This is a genomic window from Streptomyces cinnamoneus, from assembly GCF_002939475.1.
In the GTDB taxonomy this organism is placed as follows: Bacteria; Actinomycetota; Actinomycetes; order Streptomycetales; family Streptomycetaceae; genus Streptomyces; species Streptomyces cinnamoneus_A.
The window spans coordinates 5,787,583-5,806,706 of the sequence record NZ_PKFQ01000001.1 but is presented as its reverse complement, the minus strand read 5'-3'; the positions used below and the strand labels follow the sequence as shown (position 1 = coordinate 5,806,706).

At 74.7% G+C, this 19,124-nt stretch carries 17 protein-coding genes; 10 read left to right on the top strand and 7 right to left on the bottom strand.

Going from position 1 to position 19,124, the window contains the following annotated elements; translation table 11 throughout:
* Window positions 1-12 precede the first annotated feature (12 nt).
* Window positions 13-1,422, bottom strand: coding sequence for an amino acid permease (locus CYQ11_RS25795; RefSeq protein ID WP_099202705.1), 1,410 nt, complete (start codon window positions 1,420-1,422; stop codon window positions 13-15).
* A gap of 630 nt (window positions 1,423-2,052) precedes the next feature.
* On the opposite strand from CYQ11_RS25795, the gene CYQ11_RS25790 reads away from it, so the two are divergent.
* The 3 genes from CYQ11_RS25790 to CYQ11_RS25780 are packed head-to-tail and all read left to right on the top strand — an operon-like array spanning window position 2,053 to window position 5,276.
* Entirely contained in the window at window positions 2,053-2,868 is an 816-nt protein-coding gene (locus CYQ11_RS25790; RefSeq protein ID WP_099202704.1) for a hypothetical protein, read from the top strand.
* Window positions 2,865-3,206 carry a CU044_2847 family protein gene (locus CYQ11_RS25785; RefSeq protein WP_099202703.1) on the top strand — a complete coding sequence of 114 codons (342 nt, stop codon included), beginning with the start codon at window positions 2,865-2,867 and terminating at the stop codon, window positions 3,204-3,206. The genes CYQ11_RS25790 and CYQ11_RS25785 overlap by 4 nt, the downstream gene beginning before the upstream one ends.
* A gap of 6 nt (window positions 3,207-3,212) precedes the next feature.
* Window positions 3,213-5,276, top strand: coding sequence for a CHAT domain-containing protein (locus CYQ11_RS25780; RefSeq protein WP_099202702.1), 2,064 nt, complete (start codon window positions 3,213-3,215; stop codon window positions 5,274-5,276).
* Here CYQ11_RS25780 and CYQ11_RS25775 read toward each other — a convergent pair.
* On the bottom strand, window positions 5,273-5,533 hold the full coding sequence (locus CYQ11_RS25775; protein ID WP_099202701.1) for a hypothetical protein: 261 nt from the start codon (window positions 5,531-5,533) through the stop codon (window positions 5,273-5,275). The genes CYQ11_RS25780 and CYQ11_RS25775 overlap by 4 nt on opposite strands.
* A gap of 190 nt (window positions 5,534-5,723) precedes the next feature.
* Here CYQ11_RS25775 and CYQ11_RS25770 point away from each other — a divergent pair, with 190 nt between their 5' ends.
* Together CYQ11_RS25770 and CYQ11_RS25765 are read left to right on the top strand one after the other, a co-directional pair.
* A complete protein-coding gene (locus tag CYQ11_RS25770) occupies window positions 5,724-6,251 on the top strand; it encodes a GNAT family N-acetyltransferase (RefSeq protein ID WP_099202700.1) in 528 nt (175 codons plus the stop codon).
* 103 nt (window positions 6,252-6,354) lie between these two features.
* Window positions 6,355-7,632, top strand: a complete 1,278-nt coding sequence (locus tag CYQ11_RS25765) for a hypothetical protein (RefSeq protein ID WP_240003727.1) — start codon at window positions 6,355-6,357, stop codon at window positions 7,630-7,632.
* Between the two features lie 39 nt (window positions 7,633-7,671).
* On the opposite strand, the gene CYQ11_RS25760 is transcribed toward CYQ11_RS25765, so the two are convergent.
* Together CYQ11_RS25760 and CYQ11_RS25755 are read right to left on the bottom strand one after the other, a co-directional pair.
* Window positions 7,672-8,676, bottom strand: coding sequence for an MBL fold metallo-hydrolase (locus CYQ11_RS25760; RefSeq protein WP_099202698.1), 1,005 nt, complete (start codon window positions 8,674-8,676; stop codon window positions 7,672-7,674).
* A gap of 106 nt (window positions 8,677-8,782) precedes the next feature.
* Window positions 8,783-9,979 (bottom strand): aminotransferase class I/II-fold pyridoxal phosphate-dependent enzyme, encoded by a 1,197-nt coding sequence (locus tag CYQ11_RS25755; RefSeq protein ID WP_099202697.1) that lies wholly within the window; start codon window positions 9,977-9,979, stop codon window positions 8,783-8,785.
* Window positions 9,980-10,164: 185 nt separating this feature from the next.
* On the opposite strand from CYQ11_RS25755, the gene CYQ11_RS25750 reads away from it, so the two are divergent.
* Together CYQ11_RS25750 and CYQ11_RS25745 are read left to right on the top strand one after the other, a co-directional pair.
* Window positions 10,165-11,025 carry a class I SAM-dependent methyltransferase gene (locus tag CYQ11_RS25750; RefSeq protein WP_099202696.1) on the top strand — a complete coding sequence of 287 codons (861 nt, stop codon included), beginning with the start codon at window positions 10,165-10,167 and terminating at the stop codon, window positions 11,023-11,025.
* Window positions 11,026-11,075: 50 nt separating this feature from the next.
* A complete protein-coding gene (locus tag CYQ11_RS25745; protein WP_099202695.1) occupies window positions 11,076-11,429 on the top strand; it encodes a VOC family protein in 354 nt (117 codons plus the stop codon).
* Between the two features lie 16 nt (window positions 11,430-11,445).
* On the opposite strand, the gene CYQ11_RS25740 is transcribed toward CYQ11_RS25745, so the two are convergent.
* The 3 genes from CYQ11_RS25740 to CYQ11_RS25730 all read right to left on the bottom strand — a co-directional run bounded on the left by CYQ11_RS25740 (window position 11,446) and on the right by CYQ11_RS25730 (window position 16,415).
* Window positions 11,446-13,440, bottom strand: coding sequence for a DUF5107 domain-containing protein (locus tag CYQ11_RS25740; protein WP_099202694.1), 1,995 nt, complete (start codon window positions 13,438-13,440; stop codon window positions 11,446-11,448).
* Between the two features lie 174 nt (window positions 13,441-13,614).
* Complete coding sequence (locus CYQ11_RS25735; protein WP_099202693.1) at window positions 13,615-15,039, bottom strand: CoA transferase; 1,425 nt, start codon at window positions 15,037-15,039, stop codon at window positions 13,615-13,617.
* Window positions 15,036-16,415 carry an alanine dehydrogenase gene (locus CYQ11_RS25730; protein ID WP_192939113.1) on the bottom strand — a complete coding sequence of 460 codons (1,380 nt, stop codon included), beginning with the start codon at window positions 16,413-16,415 and terminating at the stop codon, window positions 15,036-15,038. Before CYQ11_RS25730 ends, CYQ11_RS25735 begins: the two co-directional genes overlap by 4 nt.
* Before the next feature lie 201 nt (window positions 16,416-16,616).
* Here CYQ11_RS25730 and CYQ11_RS25725 point away from each other — a divergent pair, with 201 nt between their 5' ends.
* From CYQ11_RS25725 to CYQ11_RS25715, 3 genes are all read left to right on the top strand, one after another.
* Window positions 16,617-17,423, top strand: a complete 807-nt coding sequence (locus CYQ11_RS25725) for an HAD hydrolase-like protein (RefSeq protein ID WP_099202691.1) — start codon at window positions 16,617-16,619, stop codon at window positions 17,421-17,423.
* Window positions 17,424-17,465: 42 nt separating this feature from the next.
* A complete protein-coding gene (locus tag CYQ11_RS25720; RefSeq protein ID WP_099202690.1) occupies window positions 17,466-18,098 on the top strand; it encodes an alpha-ketoglutarate-dependent dioxygenase AlkB in 633 nt (210 codons plus the stop codon).
* Window positions 18,099-18,202: 104 nt separating this feature from the next.
* Entirely contained in the window at window positions 18,203-19,051 is an 849-nt protein-coding gene (locus tag CYQ11_RS25715) for a pentapeptide repeat-containing protein (protein ID WP_099202689.1), read from the top strand.
* The last annotated feature ends 73 nt before the right edge of the window (window positions 19,052-19,124 follow it).

The window sequence follows — 19,124 nt, the reverse complement described above, 5'->3', positions numbered from 1 at the left end:
GGGGCGGGGGGCTTAGGCCACCCGCTCCTTCTCGGCCGGCTCAGCAGCCTCAACGGCCTCAGCGGCCTCAGCGGACTCGCCGGCTTCCGCGGACGCCGTGGCGTCCGCCGGGCGGCGGGCGGCCATCCACACGTAGACGATGACCCCCGCGAAGAGGAAGAGCACGCCCTGGTAGACCGCCGCGTAGCCGGCGCCCGCGACCAGCCAGAAGGAGAAGCCGAAGCCGCCGAGCGCCAGGACCAGGTCGCGGGTCAGGCGGGCCGGCTGGACCTTGTCGCGCCGGCCCCGCAGCAGGAAGTAGACCTGCGCGGCGGTGGCCAGGAGGTACGGGACCGTCGCGGAGAAGGTCGTGATCAGGACGAGGATCTCGAAGACGCCCGCCACGCCGGAGGTGTAGTTGATGACCGTCAGCACGGTCGCCAGGACCGCCGCCGCGAGCACACCGGCGGTCGGCACCCCGCGCCGCTTCTTCGCGAAGGCGGCCGGGAACAGTCCGTCCTGCGCGGCGGCGTACGGCGCCTGGGCGCTCATGAGCGTCCAGCCGTTGAGCGCGCCCACGATGGAGACCACGGCGGCGAACGCGATCAGCGTGCCGCCCCACTCGCCGCCGAACATCGCGTCGACCGCGTCGGAGAAGGGGGCGCTGGACTTCACCAGCTTGTCGTGCGCCACGGTCCCGAAGACGGACAGCGTGCCCAGCAGGTAGACGACGGCCGCGCCGATGGTGCCCAGGACGCTCGCGCGCCCCACGTTGCGCTCCGGGTCGCGCACCTCGCCGGCGCTCATGGCGGCCGACTCCACGCCCACGTAGCTGTAGAGGAGGATCGCGGCGGACGCGGTCAGGCTCCCGCTCCAGCTGCTGCCGCCCTCGGTGAAGGAGCCGAGGTTGGACGGGTCGAAGAAGAAGAGCCCGACGATCGCGACGAAGAGCAGCGGGATGAACTTCAGCACCGTGGACACCATCTGCACGGCACCCACCCAGCGCGTCCCGGCGAGGTTCGCCAGCGCCGGCAGCCACAGCAGGAGCAGCGCCACGGTCAGGTCCGAGGCCATCGAGCCGCTGCCCCCGGTCAGCACGTGGACGTAGCCGACGCCGGCGACGGCGAGGGCCGCGTTGCTCACCCACGTCATGGTCCAGTACGACCAGGCGGACAGGAACCCGGCGAAGTCGCCGAAGGCCTCGCGGGCGTAGACGTACGGGCCTCCCGTGCGCGGGAAGCGCTCGGTGAGCCGCCCGAAGACGAGCGCGAGCGCGATGGCGCCGATCGTCAGTACGCCGAAGGCCAGCAGGCTGACCGTGCCGAAGGGGGCGACGGAGGCGGGGAGCAGGAAGATGCCGCCTCCGATGATGTTGCCCATCACCAGCGCGGTGGCGGTGGGGAGGCCGAAGCGGCGGCTCTGCGTGCCGTCGGTGTCGTGCATGGGGTGGTGCGCCTCTCGTCCTGCGGGCAGGTCGCCGGTTCTCGTGCGACTGCACACGCCCGTGCGGTGAGCATAGGTCTGTGCGACTGCACATATTGACCGCCACCCGCCGCCGCGCAAAATCGGAATTTTTTGTTCCGCGAAGGGGGGTCGCCGGCCGCAAATGGTGCGGGGAACGCGCCCCGGGACCGTGATTCATTCACCGGGCCCGGCCGGGCTGATCTGCGCTCGCACACGGTCCCGGCTCTCCGGAATGCGGCCCCGCGCACACGAATTGGTATGGACCACCCAGGTGTCCGCGCGCACGCGCCGCCGACCGCCCGCACCCCCGCACGCCCCTGGCCCGCCCCACAGCGGCGCACCCCCGGGCGACCCGCCCCGGCTCCAGCGAAACACCGGGCAGGGACACCCCTCCCGCCACGAACGGGAATGCGGGGGGCGCGAAGAAGTGAACTCGTACACGGGGAGCTCCCGCCGCCGTGAAATTCATGAAAATCCCTATAGCCTTACCGGCCCGGCAAGGGCGCGGGGCACTTGCACGGGGATACACGGAAATACGCGGGGATATCGGACACGGGAAACGCCAGGCCAAAGGAACATCAGGGGCACTTCGCGGCTCGGGGGAAGACAATGCCTACTTCAGCCTCGATCATTCTTTTCGTCTTCGGCGGCCTCATGGTCCTGATCTCCCTGCTGGGCAGTGGATTCGCCGTCCGGGAGATTTCCTTTCCGCGGATCAGCCCGCTGATCCGCTCCACGGCCGCCCTGCTGGGCGCCGGGCTGGTGGCCACCAGCATCGTGTTCCTCGTGACGCAGGAGAAGAAGGAGCCGGCGCCGGGGCCGCCGACGGCGGGCCCGGTCCCGGATCCCGCGAGGACGTCACCGCCCCCGGTCTCGGTCTCCCCCACCGCCCCCGCCCCGCCGGCCACCGCTCCGCCCCGGCCCGCGCCCACCGGGCCGCCGGACGACGGGACACCGACCCAGGCCCTGCTGACCCACGTCCCCAGCGGCCTCCGCAGCGGTTGCAGGGCCGTGGACCGGTCCCGGTACGGCGCGTCGGTGACCGCCGTGGTGGAGTGCCGGCTGACCGGCGGGGTCACGGCGGTGTACGCGCAGTTCACCGACGTTTCCGGCATGAACACCCGGCTGGGCGAGATCATGAGCCGGGAGACCTTCACCCACAGCGGCTGCGGCGCCTCCACGCCCCTCAACGGCCGGCAGCGATTCGTCGTCGGAAACAACCGCTCGGAGGGCACCCTGATCTGTTTCCAGGGGGACGACGGCGACCCGCACCTCATCTGGAGCGACGAAAGCCTCGCCATCATGACCGAGGCCCAGTCGGCGCCGGTTTCCTACGGCGACCTCCTCGACTGGTGGCGGAAGTCCGCGGGCCCCGTTCCCGCGACGCCGGACGAGGCCGCGCAGAACGCCGGAGGGACGACGTGAAAACCTTCGAGTTCCCCTTGGAATCGGGCGGGACCATCCTGGTCGAGAGCACCCAGGCCGCCTTCCAGGCCGCCGACGGCGTCGTGACGCGGGGCTTCTCGGCCCAGGCCGCCGTCGCCCGGGCCGAGCAGACCTTCGAGGCCGCCCTGGGCACCGTGCGCACAGTCGCCGAGAGCGTCGTCGCCCAGCTGTGCGGCCTGCGCCTGCGGCCGGACACTGTCACGGTCGAGTTCGGGGTGGTGCTGGGCGCCAAGGCCGGGGCGATCCTCACGGCCGGCGCCGAGTCGCACTTCCAGGTGACCCTCAGCTGGGACGGCTCCACGCCGCCGCGGCCGTGATGCCGCATGCCGACGGACAGCACGGACTTCGTCGTCGAGATCGGCAGGGGCGGCGACACAGCCGGACGGTACGTGGTGGGCGTCTCCTCCCCCGCCGGTGAGGAGACACTGCACGTCTGCCTCGACCCCCACGCCGTCGGGGCGCGCCTGGAGGACATCCAGTCGGCGGTCCTCGCCTCCTCGGTGGCCCGGCGGGCGGCGGCGCTCGGCTTGGAGCAGCCGGTGCGGGAGGTGGGGGTCGAGCTCTTCGGCGCCGTCTTCGGCGGCCACGTCCGCAGCCTGTTCCTGTCGAGCCGGCAGCGGGCCGAGGAGCGCGACGAGGCGCTCCGGGTGGTCTTGAGGATCCGGGCCCCGGAACTCGCCGCGCTGCCCTGGGAGCTGCTGCACGACGCCGACCTCGGTGGCTACCTGTGCCTGCGGGACCCCGTCGTCCGGCACGTCGACGTGCCGGAACTCGTCCTTCCGCTGCGTGGCGACCCCCCGCTGCGCATCTTGGGCATGACCGCGCTGCCGGGCAGCCGCGCGCCCCTGGACGCGGACAGCGAACGGACGGGCCTGACGCTGGCGCTGCGGCCGCTCGTCGACCGGGGCCTGGTCCGGCTGGACTGGGTCACCGGCCAGACCGCGGAGGACCTGCGCCGGCGACTGCTGGACGGCTGCCACGTCCTGCACTTCATCGGCCACGGGGCCTACGACCCGGCCCGGCAGGAGGGCATGATCGCTCTGGCCGACGAGCAGGGCCGGGAGCACCTCCTGCACGCCACCGCGCTGGCGGCGCTCGTCAGCGTGGCGAAGCCCAGACCGCAGATGGTGGTGCTGAACAGCTGCCAGGGCGGCATGGGCAACTCCGAGGACCTCTTCTCCAGCACAGCCTCGGTGCTCGTGCGCACCGTGCCGGCGGTCGTCGCGATGCAGTTCGCCGTCACCGACAAGGCGGCGGCCCGCTTCGCGGCCTCCTTCTACCAGGCCGTGGCGTTCAACCGGTCCGTCGACGAGGCCGTGCGGATCGGGCGGGTCGCCCTGGTCGTCGACAAGGACGACAGCCTGGAATGGGCGACCCCGGTGCTCTACCTGCGCGGCCGCAACGCCCGGCTCTTCGACCTGGGGGTCACCGAGGACGACGGCGGCCCGGAGCCGGAGCCGTCACCGCCGCCTGTTCCCCCGGCCGCCCGGATCACCTCCCGCGTGCTGCCGGCCGGCCAGTGGGTGCACGCGGTGGCCTTCCACCCGGACGGCCGGCGACTGGCCACCGGCTCGCGCAGACGGATACGGGTCTGGGACACCGAGACCGGCAACCGGGTCTGGGAACAGCCCGTCGGCGGCTGGCTCTCCAGCGTCTTCGCCTGCGCGTTCAGCCCGGACGGGCAGCGGCTCGCCACCGGCGGCGCCGACGGCACGGCGCGGATGTGGGCCGCCTCGGGCGACCAGCTGCTGACCCTCCGCCACGACCACGTCGTGACCGCCGTGGCCTTCGGCCCGGACGGCCGGCACCTCGCCACGGCCTCCGCCGACCGCAGCGCCCGGCTGTGGGACACGGTCAGCGGCGAGCCGCTGCTGCGCGTCCGGCACGACCAGGTGGTGTCCGACGTCGCCTTCGACCCGGACGGACAGCGGCTGGCCACCGCGTCCGGCGACCGCAGCGCCCGCCTGTGGACCCTCAGCGGCGAGCCGCTGCTGCGGCTGCGCCACGACCACGGCGTCAAGACCGTCGCCTTCAGCCCCACCGGCCACCAGCTCGCCACCGGCGGTGACGACGGCAGCGTGCGCCTGTGGAACACCCACACCGGGCACCAGGTCCTGCTCGTCCGCCACGCCGGGGCCGTCAAGGACCTCGCCTACAGCCCGGACGGACACCGCCTCGCGACGGCCGGCGCGGACCACAGCGCCATCGTGTGGCACACGGCCGACGGCAACCGTCTGCTGCGCGTCCAGCACGGTCACACCGTCTTCGCCGTCGCGTTCAGCCCGGACGGGCGCTGGCTCGCCACGGGCAGCGAGGACAAGACCGTGAAACTCACGCCGCTGCCGCCGACGGCTCCACCACGGGTGGGGGACCTGACGGCGGGCTAGGCGGTGTCCGCGCCCTCCGGTCCCTCCGGGCCCCCGCCGCGGTCCAGGGTGGGGTCGAGGCGTGAGTCGTACGTCCCCCTGCCCAGGCAGTGCTTGCACTGCCCCGCGCGGTGCACCGTGTCGGCCGGGCCCTTGAAGGGGTCCGCCCCCGGGCTGTACGCGAAGGCACACGACACGAACCCGGAGCCGTGGCACCACTGGCACGTCCGGCCCTCGGGCTCCGGCTCGGGATCGGGCGGATACTCGCGCTCACTCATCGAGCACCGATTATCGCCGCGGCACGGGCCGCGAGGGGTGTTCGCGGGCCCGGTTCCCTCAGGGAAGTGGCTACGGGGACGCGTGTTGACCGGGTCCGGGGCGAAGACGGCGGTCACCGGGCGCCCGGCCGGCCCGGCGCCGCCGCGGTGACCATGTGCCGTCCCCCGCCCCGCCGGGCATGCTCCCCCCATGGCCCTCTCCCTCCGCACCCCGCGACTGACCCTGCGCCGCTGGCGCGAGGACGACATCGTCCCCATGGCGGCCATCAACTCCGATCCGGAAGTGATGCGTTGGATCGGCGACGGCTCCGTCCGGGACCGGTCGCAGACCGAGGCCGGGATCGTCGCGTGGGAGCGGGAGTGGGAGGAACGGGGCGTCGGGCTCTTCGCCGTCGAGGAGCGCACCAGTCGTCAACTCGTGGGCTTCGCTGGGCTGTCCGAGCCCGTGTTCCTGCCCGAGATCCTGCCGGCCATGGAGATCGGCTGGCGCTTCGGGCGGCCGTACTGGGGGCGCGGGCTCGCGACGGAGGCGGCGCGCGCCGCGCTGGACTTCGCGCTGCGGGACCGGGGGCTCGGGCGGGTCGTGAGCGTGTGCGCGCCCGGCAACGTCGCCTCCGAGCGGATCATGCGCAAGCTCGGCATGCGCCGGGAGCGGGAGACCGCCCATCCCCTGCACGGGGTGCCGTTGCGCGTGCACGTGATCGAGGCGCGGTCGTAGCCGGCCTCCCCTCACCTGTTCAGCCGCCCCCGCGTGCCCCGGCACCGTTCACCCACCAGCGTGGACCCCAGCGCGTCCGCGATGGAGGAGAGGGCCCTTGTCCGTGCACTTCGCCGAGCAGCACCCGGCCCCCGCCTCACCGGCGCACCCCGCCGGGCAGCTCGTCGCCGCCGGGCTGGGCCTCCAGGGGCAGGTGCCGGGCATCCTGCTCGGTGCGAAGGGGCACCGGATCGCGGCCGTCGCGGCGGGTGACTACCACAGCCTCGCCGTGACGGACGACGGTGCGCTGATCACCGCCGGGCTCGACGACGACGAGCAGGTGTCCGGCATCTTCGCGGCGGCGAGCGGGAAAGCGGTCTTCTCGGTCGCCGCCGGGGGCTTCCACAGTCTGGCCGTCACCCACGACGGCCGGCTGCTGGCCGCCGGCAAGGACCAGAACAAGCAGGTCTCGGACATCCTGGCGGCCGCCCGCGGCACCCCCGTCGCCGCCGTGGCCTGCGCCGCCGTGCACTCGCTGGCGGCGGCCAGGGACGGGCGGATCCTCGCCGCGGGCTGGGACGGGGACGGGCAGGTCACCGGCATCCTCGACGCGGCACGGGACGTCAAGGTGAGGGCCGTGGCCGCCGGTGACTTCCACAGCCTCGCCGTGACCGCCGACGGCAGGCTCCTCGCCGCCGGCCGCGACGACGACCGGCAGGTCTCCGGGATCCTCGACGCCGCGCGCGGCAAGAGGGTGGTCGCCGTCTCCGCCGCCGCCCTGCAGAGCCTGGCGGTGACCGACGAGGGCGAGCTCCTGGCCGCGGGGCGGGACGGCAACCACCAGGTGTCGGGGATCCTGCGGGCGGCTCAGGGGCTGCGGATCGCCGCCGTCGCCGCCGGACACCTGCACAGCCTGGCCGTCACCCGGGACGGCCGGCTCCTCGCCGTGGGCAAGGACTCCGACAAGCAGGTCTCGGGCATCCTCGCGGAGACGAAGGACAAGCAGGTCACCGCGGTGGCCGCCGGGGGCTACCACAGCCTGGCCGTGCTCGCCCCCGACGGTCCGCGGGGCCGGACGGTCCGGGTCGCCTTCGTCGCCGCGCACGGGCCGGAGCAGGGCGTGACCCTGCAGTTCCTGGAGCCGGAGGACGGCCTCGACGTCCGCCTGTACGCCGGCCGGCCCGCGAGGGACTTCGCCGTCAGGGAGGGCGTGGCCCTGCGGACGGCCGTCCGGAGGGACGCCGACGGCGGGGAGGAGGTCCTCGGCACCGGCTCGGTGCACTTCACCTACGACGAACTCACCGGCGTGGCCGGACTCGACACCCGGGCCAGCCGCTTCCCCTCGCACCTCACCTGCACCAGCCACGGCGGCAACCGGTTCACCTTCACCTGGAACAGGTAGGCGAGGAGGACGCACAGGTAGGCGAGGACGCGGGGCGGGTCAGACGTCCGGCAGCACCCGTGACGCCCCCACCGCCAGGTCCCACAGGTCCGCGCGGGGTCTCCCGGTCGTCTCCCACGCCGCCCGGACCCTGCGCAGCGGCTCCAGCGGCGGCTCGGCGGACAGCAGGAACGTGGACCAGTGCATCGGCGCCATCGCCCGCGCCCCGACGTCCTGGCAGGCCCGCACGGCCTCCTCGGGGTCCGTGTGCACCGGGCCGAGCATCCAGCGCGGGTCGTAGGCGCCGATGGGCAGCATCGCCACATCGATGTCGCCGTAGCGCTCGCCGATGCGCTCGAACCAGTGGCCGTAGCCCGTGTCGCCCGCGAAGTACACGCGCCGCCCCCCGGGCGCGGTGATCACCCAGCCGCCCCACAGCGAGCGGCAGGTGTCGGTGAGGGTGCGCTTGCTCCAGTGGTGGGCGGGCACGAAGTCGAACCGGACGGGGCCGGCCGGGCCGGGCAGTTCCACGGCCTCCCACCAGTCGAGTTCGGTGACGCGGGTGAAGCGGCGGCGCCGTGCCCAGCGGGCCAGCCCGGCCGGCAGGAGCAGGTGGGTGTCGGGCGGCAGCCGCCGGAGCGTCGGCAGGTCGAGATGGTCGTAGTGGTTGTGGCTGATGACGACCGCGTCGACCGGCGGCAGCTCCTCCCAGGGCACGCCCACCGGGGTGACGCGGGGCGGGGTGCCCAGGATCCGGCGGGACCAGACGGGGTCGGTCAGCACGGTGAGCCCGCCGATCCGCAGCACCCAGCTGGCGTGCCCCGCCCAGGTGACGGCGAGGGAGCCGGCGTCGACGGCCGGCAGCCGGGCGGGCTCGACGGGCAGCTCCGGGACGTCCCGCAGCGCCTGCGCGCCCGGCCGCAGGCGTCCCTCGCGGGCGAGGCGGGCGAGGGCTCTGACGCCCGGCAGCGGGGCCGTGAGGCGGTCGGTGAACGACCGGGGCCAGGAGCGGACCTCACCGAGGGGACGCGGTTCCGCGAGGGGGCGCTCGGTCTGTTCGGTCATCTGGGGGCTCCATTCATGGGGAACCGGAACCTGGGTGGCGCGGTGCGGGGGCGACGGCCGGGCACGGCGACGGAGGCGGGGGCGGAGGCTCTCCGACGACGGTAGATCAGTCGCCCGCGAGTTCACTGAACGCCGATCCAAAAGTGGACAACGCCTCCGCCACGCCGGGCGAACGCAGCGGGTCGGGCGCGTCGAGGGCGCGTTGCCGCTGGTCGTCGGCGGGGCCGAGGAGCGCGAGGGTGGAGAGCCGGACGCGGAGGGAGTCCGGGACGTCGCCGAAGCGGTGGCCACCGGGGGCCGGATGGCCCAGAACGGCCCCGAGATGGGCCTCCAGTTCGACGGAATCGGTGATGCCGCGGGCGGCGAGCGCGTCGCGCAGCTCGCCCAGGTCGGCGTAGAGGTGGGGGCCGGTCTGCGAGGGCCGGCACAGCGCCCCGGCGGCGTCGAGCCGCTGCCGCAGGGCCTCGCCCAGCACGCCGTACAGCCGGGCGGCCGCGGCGGTGCGGGCCCGTACGGGCGCGGGCTCGCTGAGGGCGAGGCTCGCGGCGGCGGCGATCGGGGGCGGCAGTTCGGCGCGCAGGGCCGCGAGGACGGAGGCGGCGCGGGCGTGCAGGGCGGGGCCGGTGCCGGCGGCCGGGAAGCGGGCGACGGCGGCGGGCCAGGCGGTGGGGGTGAGGGCGCCCGCGAGGTCGGTGAGGACGACCACGCGGTCGGGGTACATCTCGGCCGGGCTGACGAAGACGGTGGCGGGGGGCGGGTCGTGGACGGTGTCGCGCCAGGTCTCGTCGCTGACGACGGTCAGCTCCTCGGCCGCGGCGGCCTCGCAGACCTCGTGCAGGATCTCCGGCGGTGCGACGGTGCCGGTGGTGTCGTCGGCGACGGACAGGACCAGGAAGCGCGGCCGGCCGCCCTCCGCGCGGATCCTGCGCACGGTCTCCAGCAGGGCGAACGGGTCGGGGACGCCGCCGCACTCGGCCGGTACGGGCACGTGGTAGGCCAGCCGGCCGGCGAGGCGGGCGAGCGGGCCGTACCAGGGCGCGCAGGGCCGGGTCAGCAGGACCTCGCCGCCCGCGGAGGCGAAGAGGGCCAGCAGCAGGGGCTGGGCGCCGGGGGCCGCGACGACGCGGCCGGGCTCGGTGGGCAGGCCGCGCCGCGCCCAGTAGCCGGCGGCGGCCGAGCGCAGGGCGGTCCCGCCGCCGAGCGGCTCGGGCCCGGTGCGGCCCGCCGCCTCGGCGAGCCGCGCGGCGAGTTCCGGCAGGACGGGCAGGCCCGGCCCGGGGAGTGCCGCAGAGCCCTGCTGCATCCGTAGCTACCTCCGTGCCTCACCGACTCTTCCGTCCACCTTGGCAGACCGGGCGGTGCGCGGCGGTCCCGACACGGGCGGGCGAGTGACAACCGGTATCACATGACGAGACGGGTCTCTCGCGATCCGAGACGGATGCGTACGGTGAAAGTGCCCACCGGAACGACGGAGCGAAGGGAACGAGCATGCCCGAAGCACAGGGAGAGCGGACGGGGAACGACGGGCCGGGGCCGGACGCGCCCGGCGGGAGGGCCGTCTACATCCACGGTCACCACGAGTCGGTCCTGCGCTCCCACGGCAGGCGCCGGGCGGCCGACTCGGCCGCGTACCTGCTGCCCGAGCTCAGGCCGGACCACCGCGTCCTGGACATCGGCTGCGGTCCCGGCAGCATCACGGCCGACTTGGCCGTGCTGGTGCCGCGGGGGCGGGTCACGGGTCTGGACGCGGCCGAGGGGATCCTCGGGCACGCCCGCCGGGCCGCCCGCGAACGGGGCGTGGACAACGTGGACTTCACCACCGGCGACGTGCGCGCGCTGGACTTCCCCGACGGCTCGTTCGACGTCGTGCACGCCCACCAGGTGCTGCAGTACCTCGACGACCCGGTGGCCGCGCTGCGTGAGATGCGCCGGGTGTGCCGCCCCGGCGGGATCGTCGCCGTCCGCGACGTGGTCTACACGGCCATGACCTGGTACCCGAGGGTGCCCGGACTCGACGACTGGCAGCGGCTCTACGTGCGCGTCGCCCGGGCCGGGGGCGGGGAGCCGGACGCGGGCAGCCGGCTGCTGGGCTGGGCGCGGCAGGCGGGTCTGACGGACGTCACCACCTCGGCGGGCGCGTGGTGCTACGCGGGCGAGGAGCAGCGTGCGTGGTGGAGCGGGCTGTGGGCGGACCGCACCCTCGCGTCTCCTTACGCGCGGCTGGCGGTGGAGGGCGGGCACGCGGACCGGGCGGAGCTGGAGCGGATGGCGCGGGCGTGGCACGAGTGGGGCCGGCACGAGGACGCGTGGTTCGCGGTGCTCAACGGCGAGGTCCTCTGCCGGGTCTGATCCCCGGCGACCGCCCCCCTCGCCCGCGGCCGCCAACTAGCCTGGATTCCATGAACATTCTGGGGACTTCGCTGAGAGTGTGCGTCGACGATCTGGACGCGTCCATCGCGGTGTACGAACGGCTGACCGGTCAGGAGGCGGTGCGCTTCCAGCGCGGTGGGGTCAAGGTGGCGGCGGTCGGCTGCTTCTTCCTGATGAGCGGACCGGAGGCGGAGTTGTCGATCCTGCGGAGGATCGCGGCGACGGTCGCCGTGACCGACGTGGACGAGGCGCTCGCGGACCTCCAGGCGGTGGGGGCGGACATCATCGCCGGCCCGGTGCCGACCCCGATCGGGCGGAACCTGGTGGCCCGTCACCCCGACGGCTCGGTCTTCGAGTACGTGGACCGCCGCCGGCCGGGGTGAGGGGCCCGGGAGCCGGTCAGGCGAGGTGGTCGTACCGCGCGGGCAGGGGGTGCCTCTCGCGGGCGCGGGCCCGCACCTCCGCGGTCACCGGGCCTGGTCCCGCGACGAGGCGCTCGGCGACGGCGTACCACACGTCGGCGAGCGTCCGTTCGCCCTCTTGGAGGTCGTCGACGTCGAAGCCCTCGTCGAAGACCGCGCGGGCACCGGCGGCGTCGCCCCGCGCGAGCAGGATCCGGGCGTTCAGCAGGCGGAAGCGGCCGTGCGCGCGGGCGGGGGCGGGCACGCCCTCGACGATCCGCGCCGCGTCGTCCGCGCGGCCGGCGGCGAGGAGCGCGCAGGCCGCCTCGCGCGTCAGCGCGGTCAGGGCCGCGGGGGTGGCTCCGCCGGTGCGGGCGGCGCGGGCCGCGGCGGCGTAGCGGTCGGCGGCCCGCTCGTGGTGGCCGGCCGCGCGGTCCGCGGCGGCCAGGCAGCGCAGGGCGGGCCAGTCCAGCCCGTCCCGCAGCGCGCACTCCCAGCTGCGTACGGCCTGTGAGCGGTCGCCGGCGTGCCACTGGGCGACGCCCAGGTGGTACGAGGCGTACGGCCCCGGTTCCGCGGCCTCCAGCAGCTCCCGCCAGTGCGGGGAGACGAGGGACGGCCCGGGGTCGCGGCCGTCCTCGGTGAGGACGCCGGTGTGCAGCAGCTCCTGCCAGGGGCGCTGCTGGTCTCCCAGGGCGCTCGCCGGGAAGGGCGTGCCGGGCAGTTCGCGGCCGCTCCGCTCGGCCTCCAGCGCGCCCCAGCCGGAGCCGGTGGCCAGCGTCTCCTTGGGGGCGTGGTCGGCGTACGGGCGCCAGGCGGCGTACGCGGCGTCCACGGCGGCGCGCGGCAGTACGGCCTGGAGCCGGCCCGCCGCCTCGGCGCGGGCGGCGGCCCAGTCGGGGCCGTGGATCCGGCCGGGGTCCGCGGTCAGCGGCCCGTAGGCCTCCAGCCAGGCGAACTCCCCGCCCGCTTCCAGGGGCACGTGCTCCAGCTGGGTGCGGGTGAGCCCCGCCTGGACCTCGGCGTAGCCGCCGGTGCCCGGCTCGGTGAGCCACTCCTGGCGGCGCCGGTCGGCGGGGGCGGTGCCCCAGGCGTAGAGCTTGCGGCCGCGCAGCAGGTCGGTCGAGGTCTGGACGAGGCCGTGGCCGTCCCCGTCGAGGGCGGCGACCCAGCGCCGCTCGCCGTCGGGGAGGTCGTAGAAGTGGTCGCCGGACCGTTCTCCGGCCAGCAGGTAGGTGTGGTCGGCGCCGTCGTGGGCCGGGACGGGCACCCGGCGCAGGGTGCGCTCGCGGCCGTAGGACCAGGCCGCGTCGGCGGGGGCGAGGATCCGGGTGCGGGCGTCCTCGGGGACGGCGGCGTTGGACCACCAGTAGACGGGCACGGGGCGGTCGTGGGGGTTGCGGACGCGCACGCCGGCGTAGAGGAAGTCCGAGCCGTCCGGCAGCCAGAGGTCGACCTGGAAGGGCAGGTCGCGCAGCCGTTCCCACTCCCACAGCCGCAGCATCTCGCCGCCGTCGGGTGCGGGCAGGCGGGCGGCGTGCAGCGGGGCCGTGGCGAGGGGTCCGTGGCCGGTGGCACCGGTGTTCCATTCGATGCCGCCGGAGAACCAGGCGCCGTTGAGGGCGTAACCGGCGGGCTGGAGCACGGGGTTGGTGTAGAGGAGCGAGCGGCCGGTGGGCTTGTGGAGGAGGGAGTGCACGCGGCCGCCGAACTCCGGCAGCACGGTGGCGCGCAGCCTGTCGTTCTCGACGACGATCGCGGTGACGTCGGTGGGGACGCGCTTGCGGCCGTAGTCGTCGCGGCGGCGCACGGGCAGCAGGGACCGCAGCCGGCCGTGCCGCACCTGCCGGGCCATGTCGGGGGGCAGGTCGTCGGGGAGGCCGGCTCCGGGGCCGTGGACGTCCTGGGGTGCGGACAGCGGGGGCAGCGGGTTCTCGGGGCCCAGCGGCGCGGCGGGCAGAGTCAGGACGGCCGTCCTGACGGTGGTGGACACGGCGACTTCAGCTCCTCGGACGGGCCGCCGCCGGATGCCGGGCGGCCTCGTGTCTGTCCAGCGGTTTCCATGGATGTCGGACTGTTTCCCCGCCGGAGCGGCGGGGACGCGTGCCGGCGGGGCGGCACCGGTGGCGGGGTGTGCGGGGGCGGGTCCGGCGGGGCCCGCCCGGCGTCACGCCGGCCGCCAGGCGGGCTCGTCCGCGCCCCAGCGGCCGGCCGGGCGGGCCCAGTCGCGCGGGCCGCCGTCGAAGGTCACGGGCGGCAGGGCGTGGCGGACCCGGCCCAGGGGGCCCGGCCGCTCGGTCAGCCACGGCCCGGGGTCGTGGACGTCCCCGGCCGCGGGCTCGCCGGCGTCGCGGGCCACGTCACGGGCCAGCCACGCCGCGGTCTGGGCGAGGGCGAGGCGGGCCAGGTGGGTGCCGCCCTCCGTACGTTGCCGTGTGAGGGCCCGCAGGACGGCGGCGGCGAGCAGGTAGCCGGTGCCGTGGTCGAGGGCCTGGGCCGGCAGGGCCCCGGGGCGGGCGTCGTCGCCGGCCTCGGTGGCGGCTATGCCGCAGGCCGCCTGGACGAGGCTGTCGAATCCGCGCCGGTCGCCCCACGGGCCGTAGGTGCCCCAGGCGCTCACCTGGCCGACGACCAGCCCCGGCCGGCGCTCGGCGAGGGCCTGCGGGGACAGGCCGTGGCGGTCGAGCGCGCCCGGCCGGTAGCCAGTCACGACGACGTCCGCACCGGCGAGCAGCTCCTCGAAGGCGGCCCGGTCGGCGCGGCGCGCGAGGTCCAGGACGGTCGACCTCTTGCCCAGCCCCGTGTCGTCGTGCAGGTCCTGGCTCTCGGGCAGGGCCGGCGTGTCGACGCGCAGCACGTCCGCGCCGAGCAGGGCGAGGGTGCGGGTGGCGACGGGTCCGGCGAGGACGCGGGTGAGGTCGAGCACGCGCAGCCCGCCGGCGGGCAGGGCGCCGGACGCTCCCCCGGGCAGGCCGCCGAGGGTGCGCACGGGGCCGTCGGCGAACCGTTCGAGGCTCAACAGCGGGCGCTGGAGCACGGCCGCGCCGTGCGGGTGGACGGCCCATTCGTGCGGGGTGCGCACGGCGACGGCGAGCCCGCCGGCCGCGTGGACCTCCTCCTCCGTCCGCGCCGCCTCGCGTCGGGCGAGTGCGGCGGCGACGGAGGGGACCAGGGCCTCGTCGGCACCGGAGTCGGGGACGCCGAGCGCGGCGAGCAGACGGGCCCGGTGGTGGGGGTAGTTGGCGTGGGTGCGCAGCCAGCCGTCCGCGGTGCGCCAGAACCGGGACAGGGGGGCGAAGGAGGTCGCGGCCCGGCCGTCGACCCGTACGTGCCGCTCGCTGACGAACGCCGTCGCCACGGCCCCGTCGCAGACGCGCACGGCCGGGAGCGTGCCCCCGCCCCGCCGCGCCGCGGCGAGCTCGGCGGCGGCCAGCGCGCAGGCCGCCACGGTCGACCGCGCCATCTCCCGGACGGGGAGCCGGGCTTGGAGCGCGCCGCCGGGGCCGTCGGTGACCACGGCCGCCGTCAGGGCGGGATCGCCGCCGAGCGCGGCCCAGACGTGCTCCAGGGCGTCGGTCGATCGCTTGATCATCCCCTGAGTGTGGCACTGAGTGCCACAGGGTGGGAAGAGGTCCGCCGCGAGATCATGGGCCCGGCGACCAGGGCCCGCCGGATACCGGCCGGTGCCGCGGCCAGTCCGTTGATCAACTGCTCGTCGGTGAGCAACACCCGGACGATCTGGCGGCTGTAGCGCTCCACGGACTCGCGCTGGAACCCCATCAGCGGCCAGCCCCAGACGGACGACAGGAAGACGCCGTTCCTGACGAAGTAGGGGTCGGCCGGGTGCGTGGACTCCACGATGGGCTCCACGGCCGTCCGGTTGGTGGCGCAGCCGCCGACGAGGTCGACGACGACCGTGCCGGGCCGCAGGACGGACCGCACGTCCTCCTCGGTGACGAGGTAGCTCGTGCCCCGGAACCGGGAAGGCTGCTCGACGCCGTTGATCACGAGGTCGCTGGCCTGGAGGAGGCGGCTCACTCGGGGGCGGCGCGTGTCCCGCTTCGTCAGCACGTCGACCCTGGTGACGCCGTGCCGCACGCACTCGTCCAGGGCGCCGAAGGCGACGTTGCCGTAGCCGAGGACGGTGGCCGCGATGCCGGCCGGGGCGCGGACGCGGGGGTTGGCCCGCAGCGCCAGCTCGATGCCGAAGCGGGCGCCGGCCCGCCCGGTCTCGTGCAGGCACTCGATCCTCCGTCTGCCGTACGGGCGCAGCGGGTGACGGGCCAGGTGTTCGCGTACGAGGGCGGCGGGGACGTGTGCGGCGCGCTCGGCCAGCTCGTCCACGTCGACGAACAGCACGTCGGCGGCGGGCCGTCCGGCCGGGCGGCCGGACAGTTGGTGGAGGGACCGGGGGCCGCAGCGCGCCGCGTACTGGACGGCGCCGAAGGCGTCCGCGGAAAAGCCGACGAAGGCGACCGAAAGACGGTCGGGCGGTGTACCGGCGAGACCGCTGAAAATCTGCCGCAAGGCCAACTGGCTGCGCAGATAGGCCTCCGGGAGGGTTTCCGGTATTTCGCGTATCAACTCCATGGCTATGACGTTGACTTTGCTCTCGTTGGCCACGGCGACTCTTCGGGGTATGGACTGCACATGTGCCATGCAGAGCAGACAGGAGCCGGGATCCATACGGCGGACGTCCTCGTGGGCGGGGCCTTTGAGTTTGATGACGAGGTCCTTGTCGCGATAGACCTCGGCGCGTGATTCGATGACGGCTCCCGCCGCACGGTAGGCGGCGTCGGGAAAACCGACCGCCGAGCCGGCGTCGCGCTCCACCCCCACCGCGCACCCGTGGGCGACCAGCGCCGCGACACCGGCCGGGGTCAGGGCGACCCTGGTCTCCGAACCGTCGGGATTCTCGGGGGATTCATGCTCGGCGGCAAGCCCTATGCACCGGAAGGGCCGGTGCATTCGTGTGGGGTCGAATCCTGCTGTCATTATCTCCGGGCCCCTTCCGTGCTGGCACGCAAACGACCGAAGGGTGGCCGACAATTCATCATCGCAGCATTCCCCGCCCTGCGCCCGACGGGGTGACGGCGCACAGCGGGCGCGGCTCCGCCACGTCCTCACTAAAATGGGACGGATCCGTGCCGGACGCGCCGGGAGGCAGCTGTGAACTTTCACGTCCGCGCCCTGCTGATCGACATCAACGGAACCGTCTTCGACCACGGTGACGCCATCGACGGCGCCCCGAAGGCGATCAACCGGCTCCGGGACGGCGGTTACGCCCTGCGTTTCCTCACCAACACCGAGTCCAAGACGGTCGAGGTGACGCTGGAGAGCCTGCGCGCCTGCGGTCTGCACGTCGAGCGGGAGGAACTCTTCACGCCCGTGGTCGCCGCGCAGACACTGCTGGCGTGCTCACCGGGGGCCCGGGTCCTGCCGCTGATGTCCGAGGAACTGCGGAAGGCCTTCCCTCCCTCCGGCCGGACGGTGGGCGCGCCCGCGGCGACACCGACGCACGTGATCGTCGGCGACTGTCAGGCGGTCCTGGACTACCCGCTGCTGAACCGGGCCTTCCGGGCCGTGCGCGCGGGAGCGGAGCTGATCGCCCTGCAGCGCGGGGCGCTCTACCGCACTCCCCAGGGCGAGGAGTTCCTCGACACCGGGGCGATCGTCGCCGCGCTCGAGTACGGCACGGGCCGGTCCGCCCGCCTCCTGGGCAAGCCGTCGAGCGAGTACTTCGGGCTGGCCGCCACCTCGACGGGCTTCTCTCCCCAGGAGACGGCGGTGATCGGCGACGACGCCACCACGGACGGCACGGGCGGCCGGAGCATCGGGGCGATGACCGTGCAGGTGCGCACCGGCAAGTACGCGGATCAGGTCGCGGCGGGCGTGGCCGGAGGCGCCTCGCACACGGTGGCTTCGGTGGCCGAGGTGCCCGACCTGCTGCGCCGCCTGGAGCACGCCACCCCCTGACATGTTCGTTCACCTGTTCTATATGTGGCGTAGGCTGAGCGCATGACGGTCCAGCTTCAGGGCTCGCTCTTCGGCGCGGCCGACGCCATCGGCCTGGGGCGTCCCCTGGCCGAGGCGCGGCGTACGACGCTCACGCACGGCGCGTGGCTCGACGTCCTGCCCGGCTGGCTGAGCGGAGCCGACACCCTGTTCGAAGTCCTGGCCGGTACGGTGCCGTGGCGCGCCGAGCGGCGGCACATGTACGACAACGTGGTCGACGTGCCGCGCCTGCTCGCCCACTACGGGGAGGCCGACCCGCTCCCCCACCCGGTCCTGGCCGAGGCCCGGGACGCACTGAGCGGGCACTACGCCGCCGAGCTCGGTGAGGCGTTCCGCACGGTCGGCCTGTGCTTCTACCGCGACGGCCGCGACAGCGTGGCCTGGCACGGCGACCGGATCGGGCGCGGCGCGCGGGAGAACACGATGGTCGCGATCCTCTCCGTCGGGGAGCCGCGGGCCTTGGTGCTGCGGCCGCGCGACGGCGGCGCCCCGCACGTCCGGCAGCCCCTGGGGCACGGGGACCTCGTCGTCATGGGCGGCACCTGCCAGCGGACGTGGGACCACGCGGTCCCCAAGACCTCCAAGCCCGTGGGTCCGCGCATCAGCGTCCAGTTCCGCCCGCGCGGGGTCTCCTGAGGCCCCGGCCGCCGCGGCGGCCGGGAAAACCGATTTGACCGGCCCGTGCCCGCCGGGCTCTACTCGATCCCGGATCCGGCCCGACGCAAGAGGACGACAACACCGTGCCCGACGAGAGCGCAGCCGCGCACCCCGATTCGTTCAGCGACCTCGGACTGCGGGCCGACTGCGGCGACTGCTTCGGGCTGTGCTGTGTCGCACTGCCCTTCGCGGCCTCGGTGGACTTCGCCGTGAACAAGGACGCCGGAAAGCCGTGCGGCAACCTCCAGGAGGACTTCCGCTGCGGCATTCACAGCCGGCTGCGGGAGCGGGGCTTCAAGGGCTGCACCGTCTTCGACTGCTTCGGTGCCGGGCAGAAGGTCTCCCAGGTCACCTTCGGCGGCGAGGACTGGCGGGGGTCCGGGGGCACCGCCCGGGAGATGTTCGGCGTCTTCCCCGTGATGCGGCAGCTGCACGAGCTGCTCTGGTATCTGGCCGAGGCGCTGGAGCGGCCGGCGGCCCGCCCGCTGCACCGTGACCTCCGCCGTGCCCTCGACGCGACCGAGCGCCTCTCCCGGGAGAGCGCGGCGGCGCTGCTGGAGCTGGACGTCGCGGCCCACCGGCAGGAGGTCAACGTCCTCCTGCTGCGCACGAGCGAGCTGGTGCGGGCGAAGGCCCCCGCCGGGCGCAAGGCGAAGGACCGCCGGGGCGCGGACCTCATGGGGGCCCGCCTCAAGGGCGCCGACCTCCGGGGGGCCAACCTGCGAGGGGCGTACCTCATCGCGGCGGACCTCACGGGGGCGGACCTGCGGCTGACCGACCTCATCGGGGCGGACCTGAGGGACGCGAGCCTCGTGGGCGCGGACCTCTCCGACAGCCTCTTCCTCACGCAGGCGCAGGTGAACGCGGCGAAGGGCGACGGCCGGACGAAGCTGCCGCGGTCCCTGACGCGGCCGGGTCACTGGGACCGCTAGCGTCCTCGGCTGATGCGACAACACAGCGAGGTGCCGTGCCGGGCTCCGCAGGGCCCGTGCTGACCCATCGGAC

Bases quoted from the DNA above. Each gene is read 5' to 3' on its own strand.
- CYQ11_RS25755 (WP_099202697.1), bottom strand. From the start codon at position 9,979: ATGCAGCAGGGCTCTGCGGCACTCCCCGGGCCGGGCCTGCCCGTCCTG.
- CYQ11_RS25760 (WP_099202698.1), bottom strand. From the start codon at position 8,676: ATGACCGAACAGACCGAGCGCCCCCTCGCGGAACCGCGTCCCCTCGGT.
- CYQ11_RS25775 (WP_099202701.1), bottom strand. From the start codon at position 5,533: ATGAGTGAGCGCGAGTATCCGCCCGATCCCGAGCCGGAGCCCGAGGGC.
- CYQ11_RS25790 (WP_099202704.1), top strand. From the start codon at position 2,053: ATGCCTACTTCAGCCTCGATCATTCTTTTCGTCTTCGGCGGCCTCATG.
- CYQ11_RS25750 (WP_099202696.1), top strand. From the start codon at position 10,165: ATGCCCGAAGCACAGGGAGAGCGGACGGGGAACGACGGGCCGGGGCCG.
- CYQ11_RS25735 (WP_099202693.1), bottom strand. From the start codon at position 15,039: ATGATCAAGCGATCGACCGACGCCCTGGAGCACGTCTGGGCCGCGCTC.
- CYQ11_RS25720 (WP_099202690.1), top strand. From the start codon at position 17,466: ATGACGGTCCAGCTTCAGGGCTCGCTCTTCGGCGCGGCCGACGCCATC.
- CYQ11_RS25745 (WP_099202695.1), top strand. From the start codon at position 11,076: ATGAACATTCTGGGGACTTCGCTGAGAGTGTGCGTCGACGATCTGGAC.
- CYQ11_RS25780 (WP_099202702.1), top strand. From the start codon at position 3,213: ATGCCGACGGACAGCACGGACTTCGTCGTCGAGATCGGCAGGGGCGGC.
- CYQ11_RS25795 (WP_099202705.1), bottom strand. From the start codon at position 1,422: ATGCACGACACCGACGGCACGCAGAGCCGCCGCTTCGGCCTCCCCACC.
- CYQ11_RS25730 (WP_192939113.1), bottom strand. From the start codon at position 16,415: ATGCACCGGCCCTTCCGGTGCATAGGGCTTGCCGCCGAGCATGAATCC.
- CYQ11_RS25770 (WP_099202700.1), top strand. From the start codon at position 5,724: ATGGCCCTCTCCCTCCGCACCCCGCGACTGACCCTGCGCCGCTGGCGC.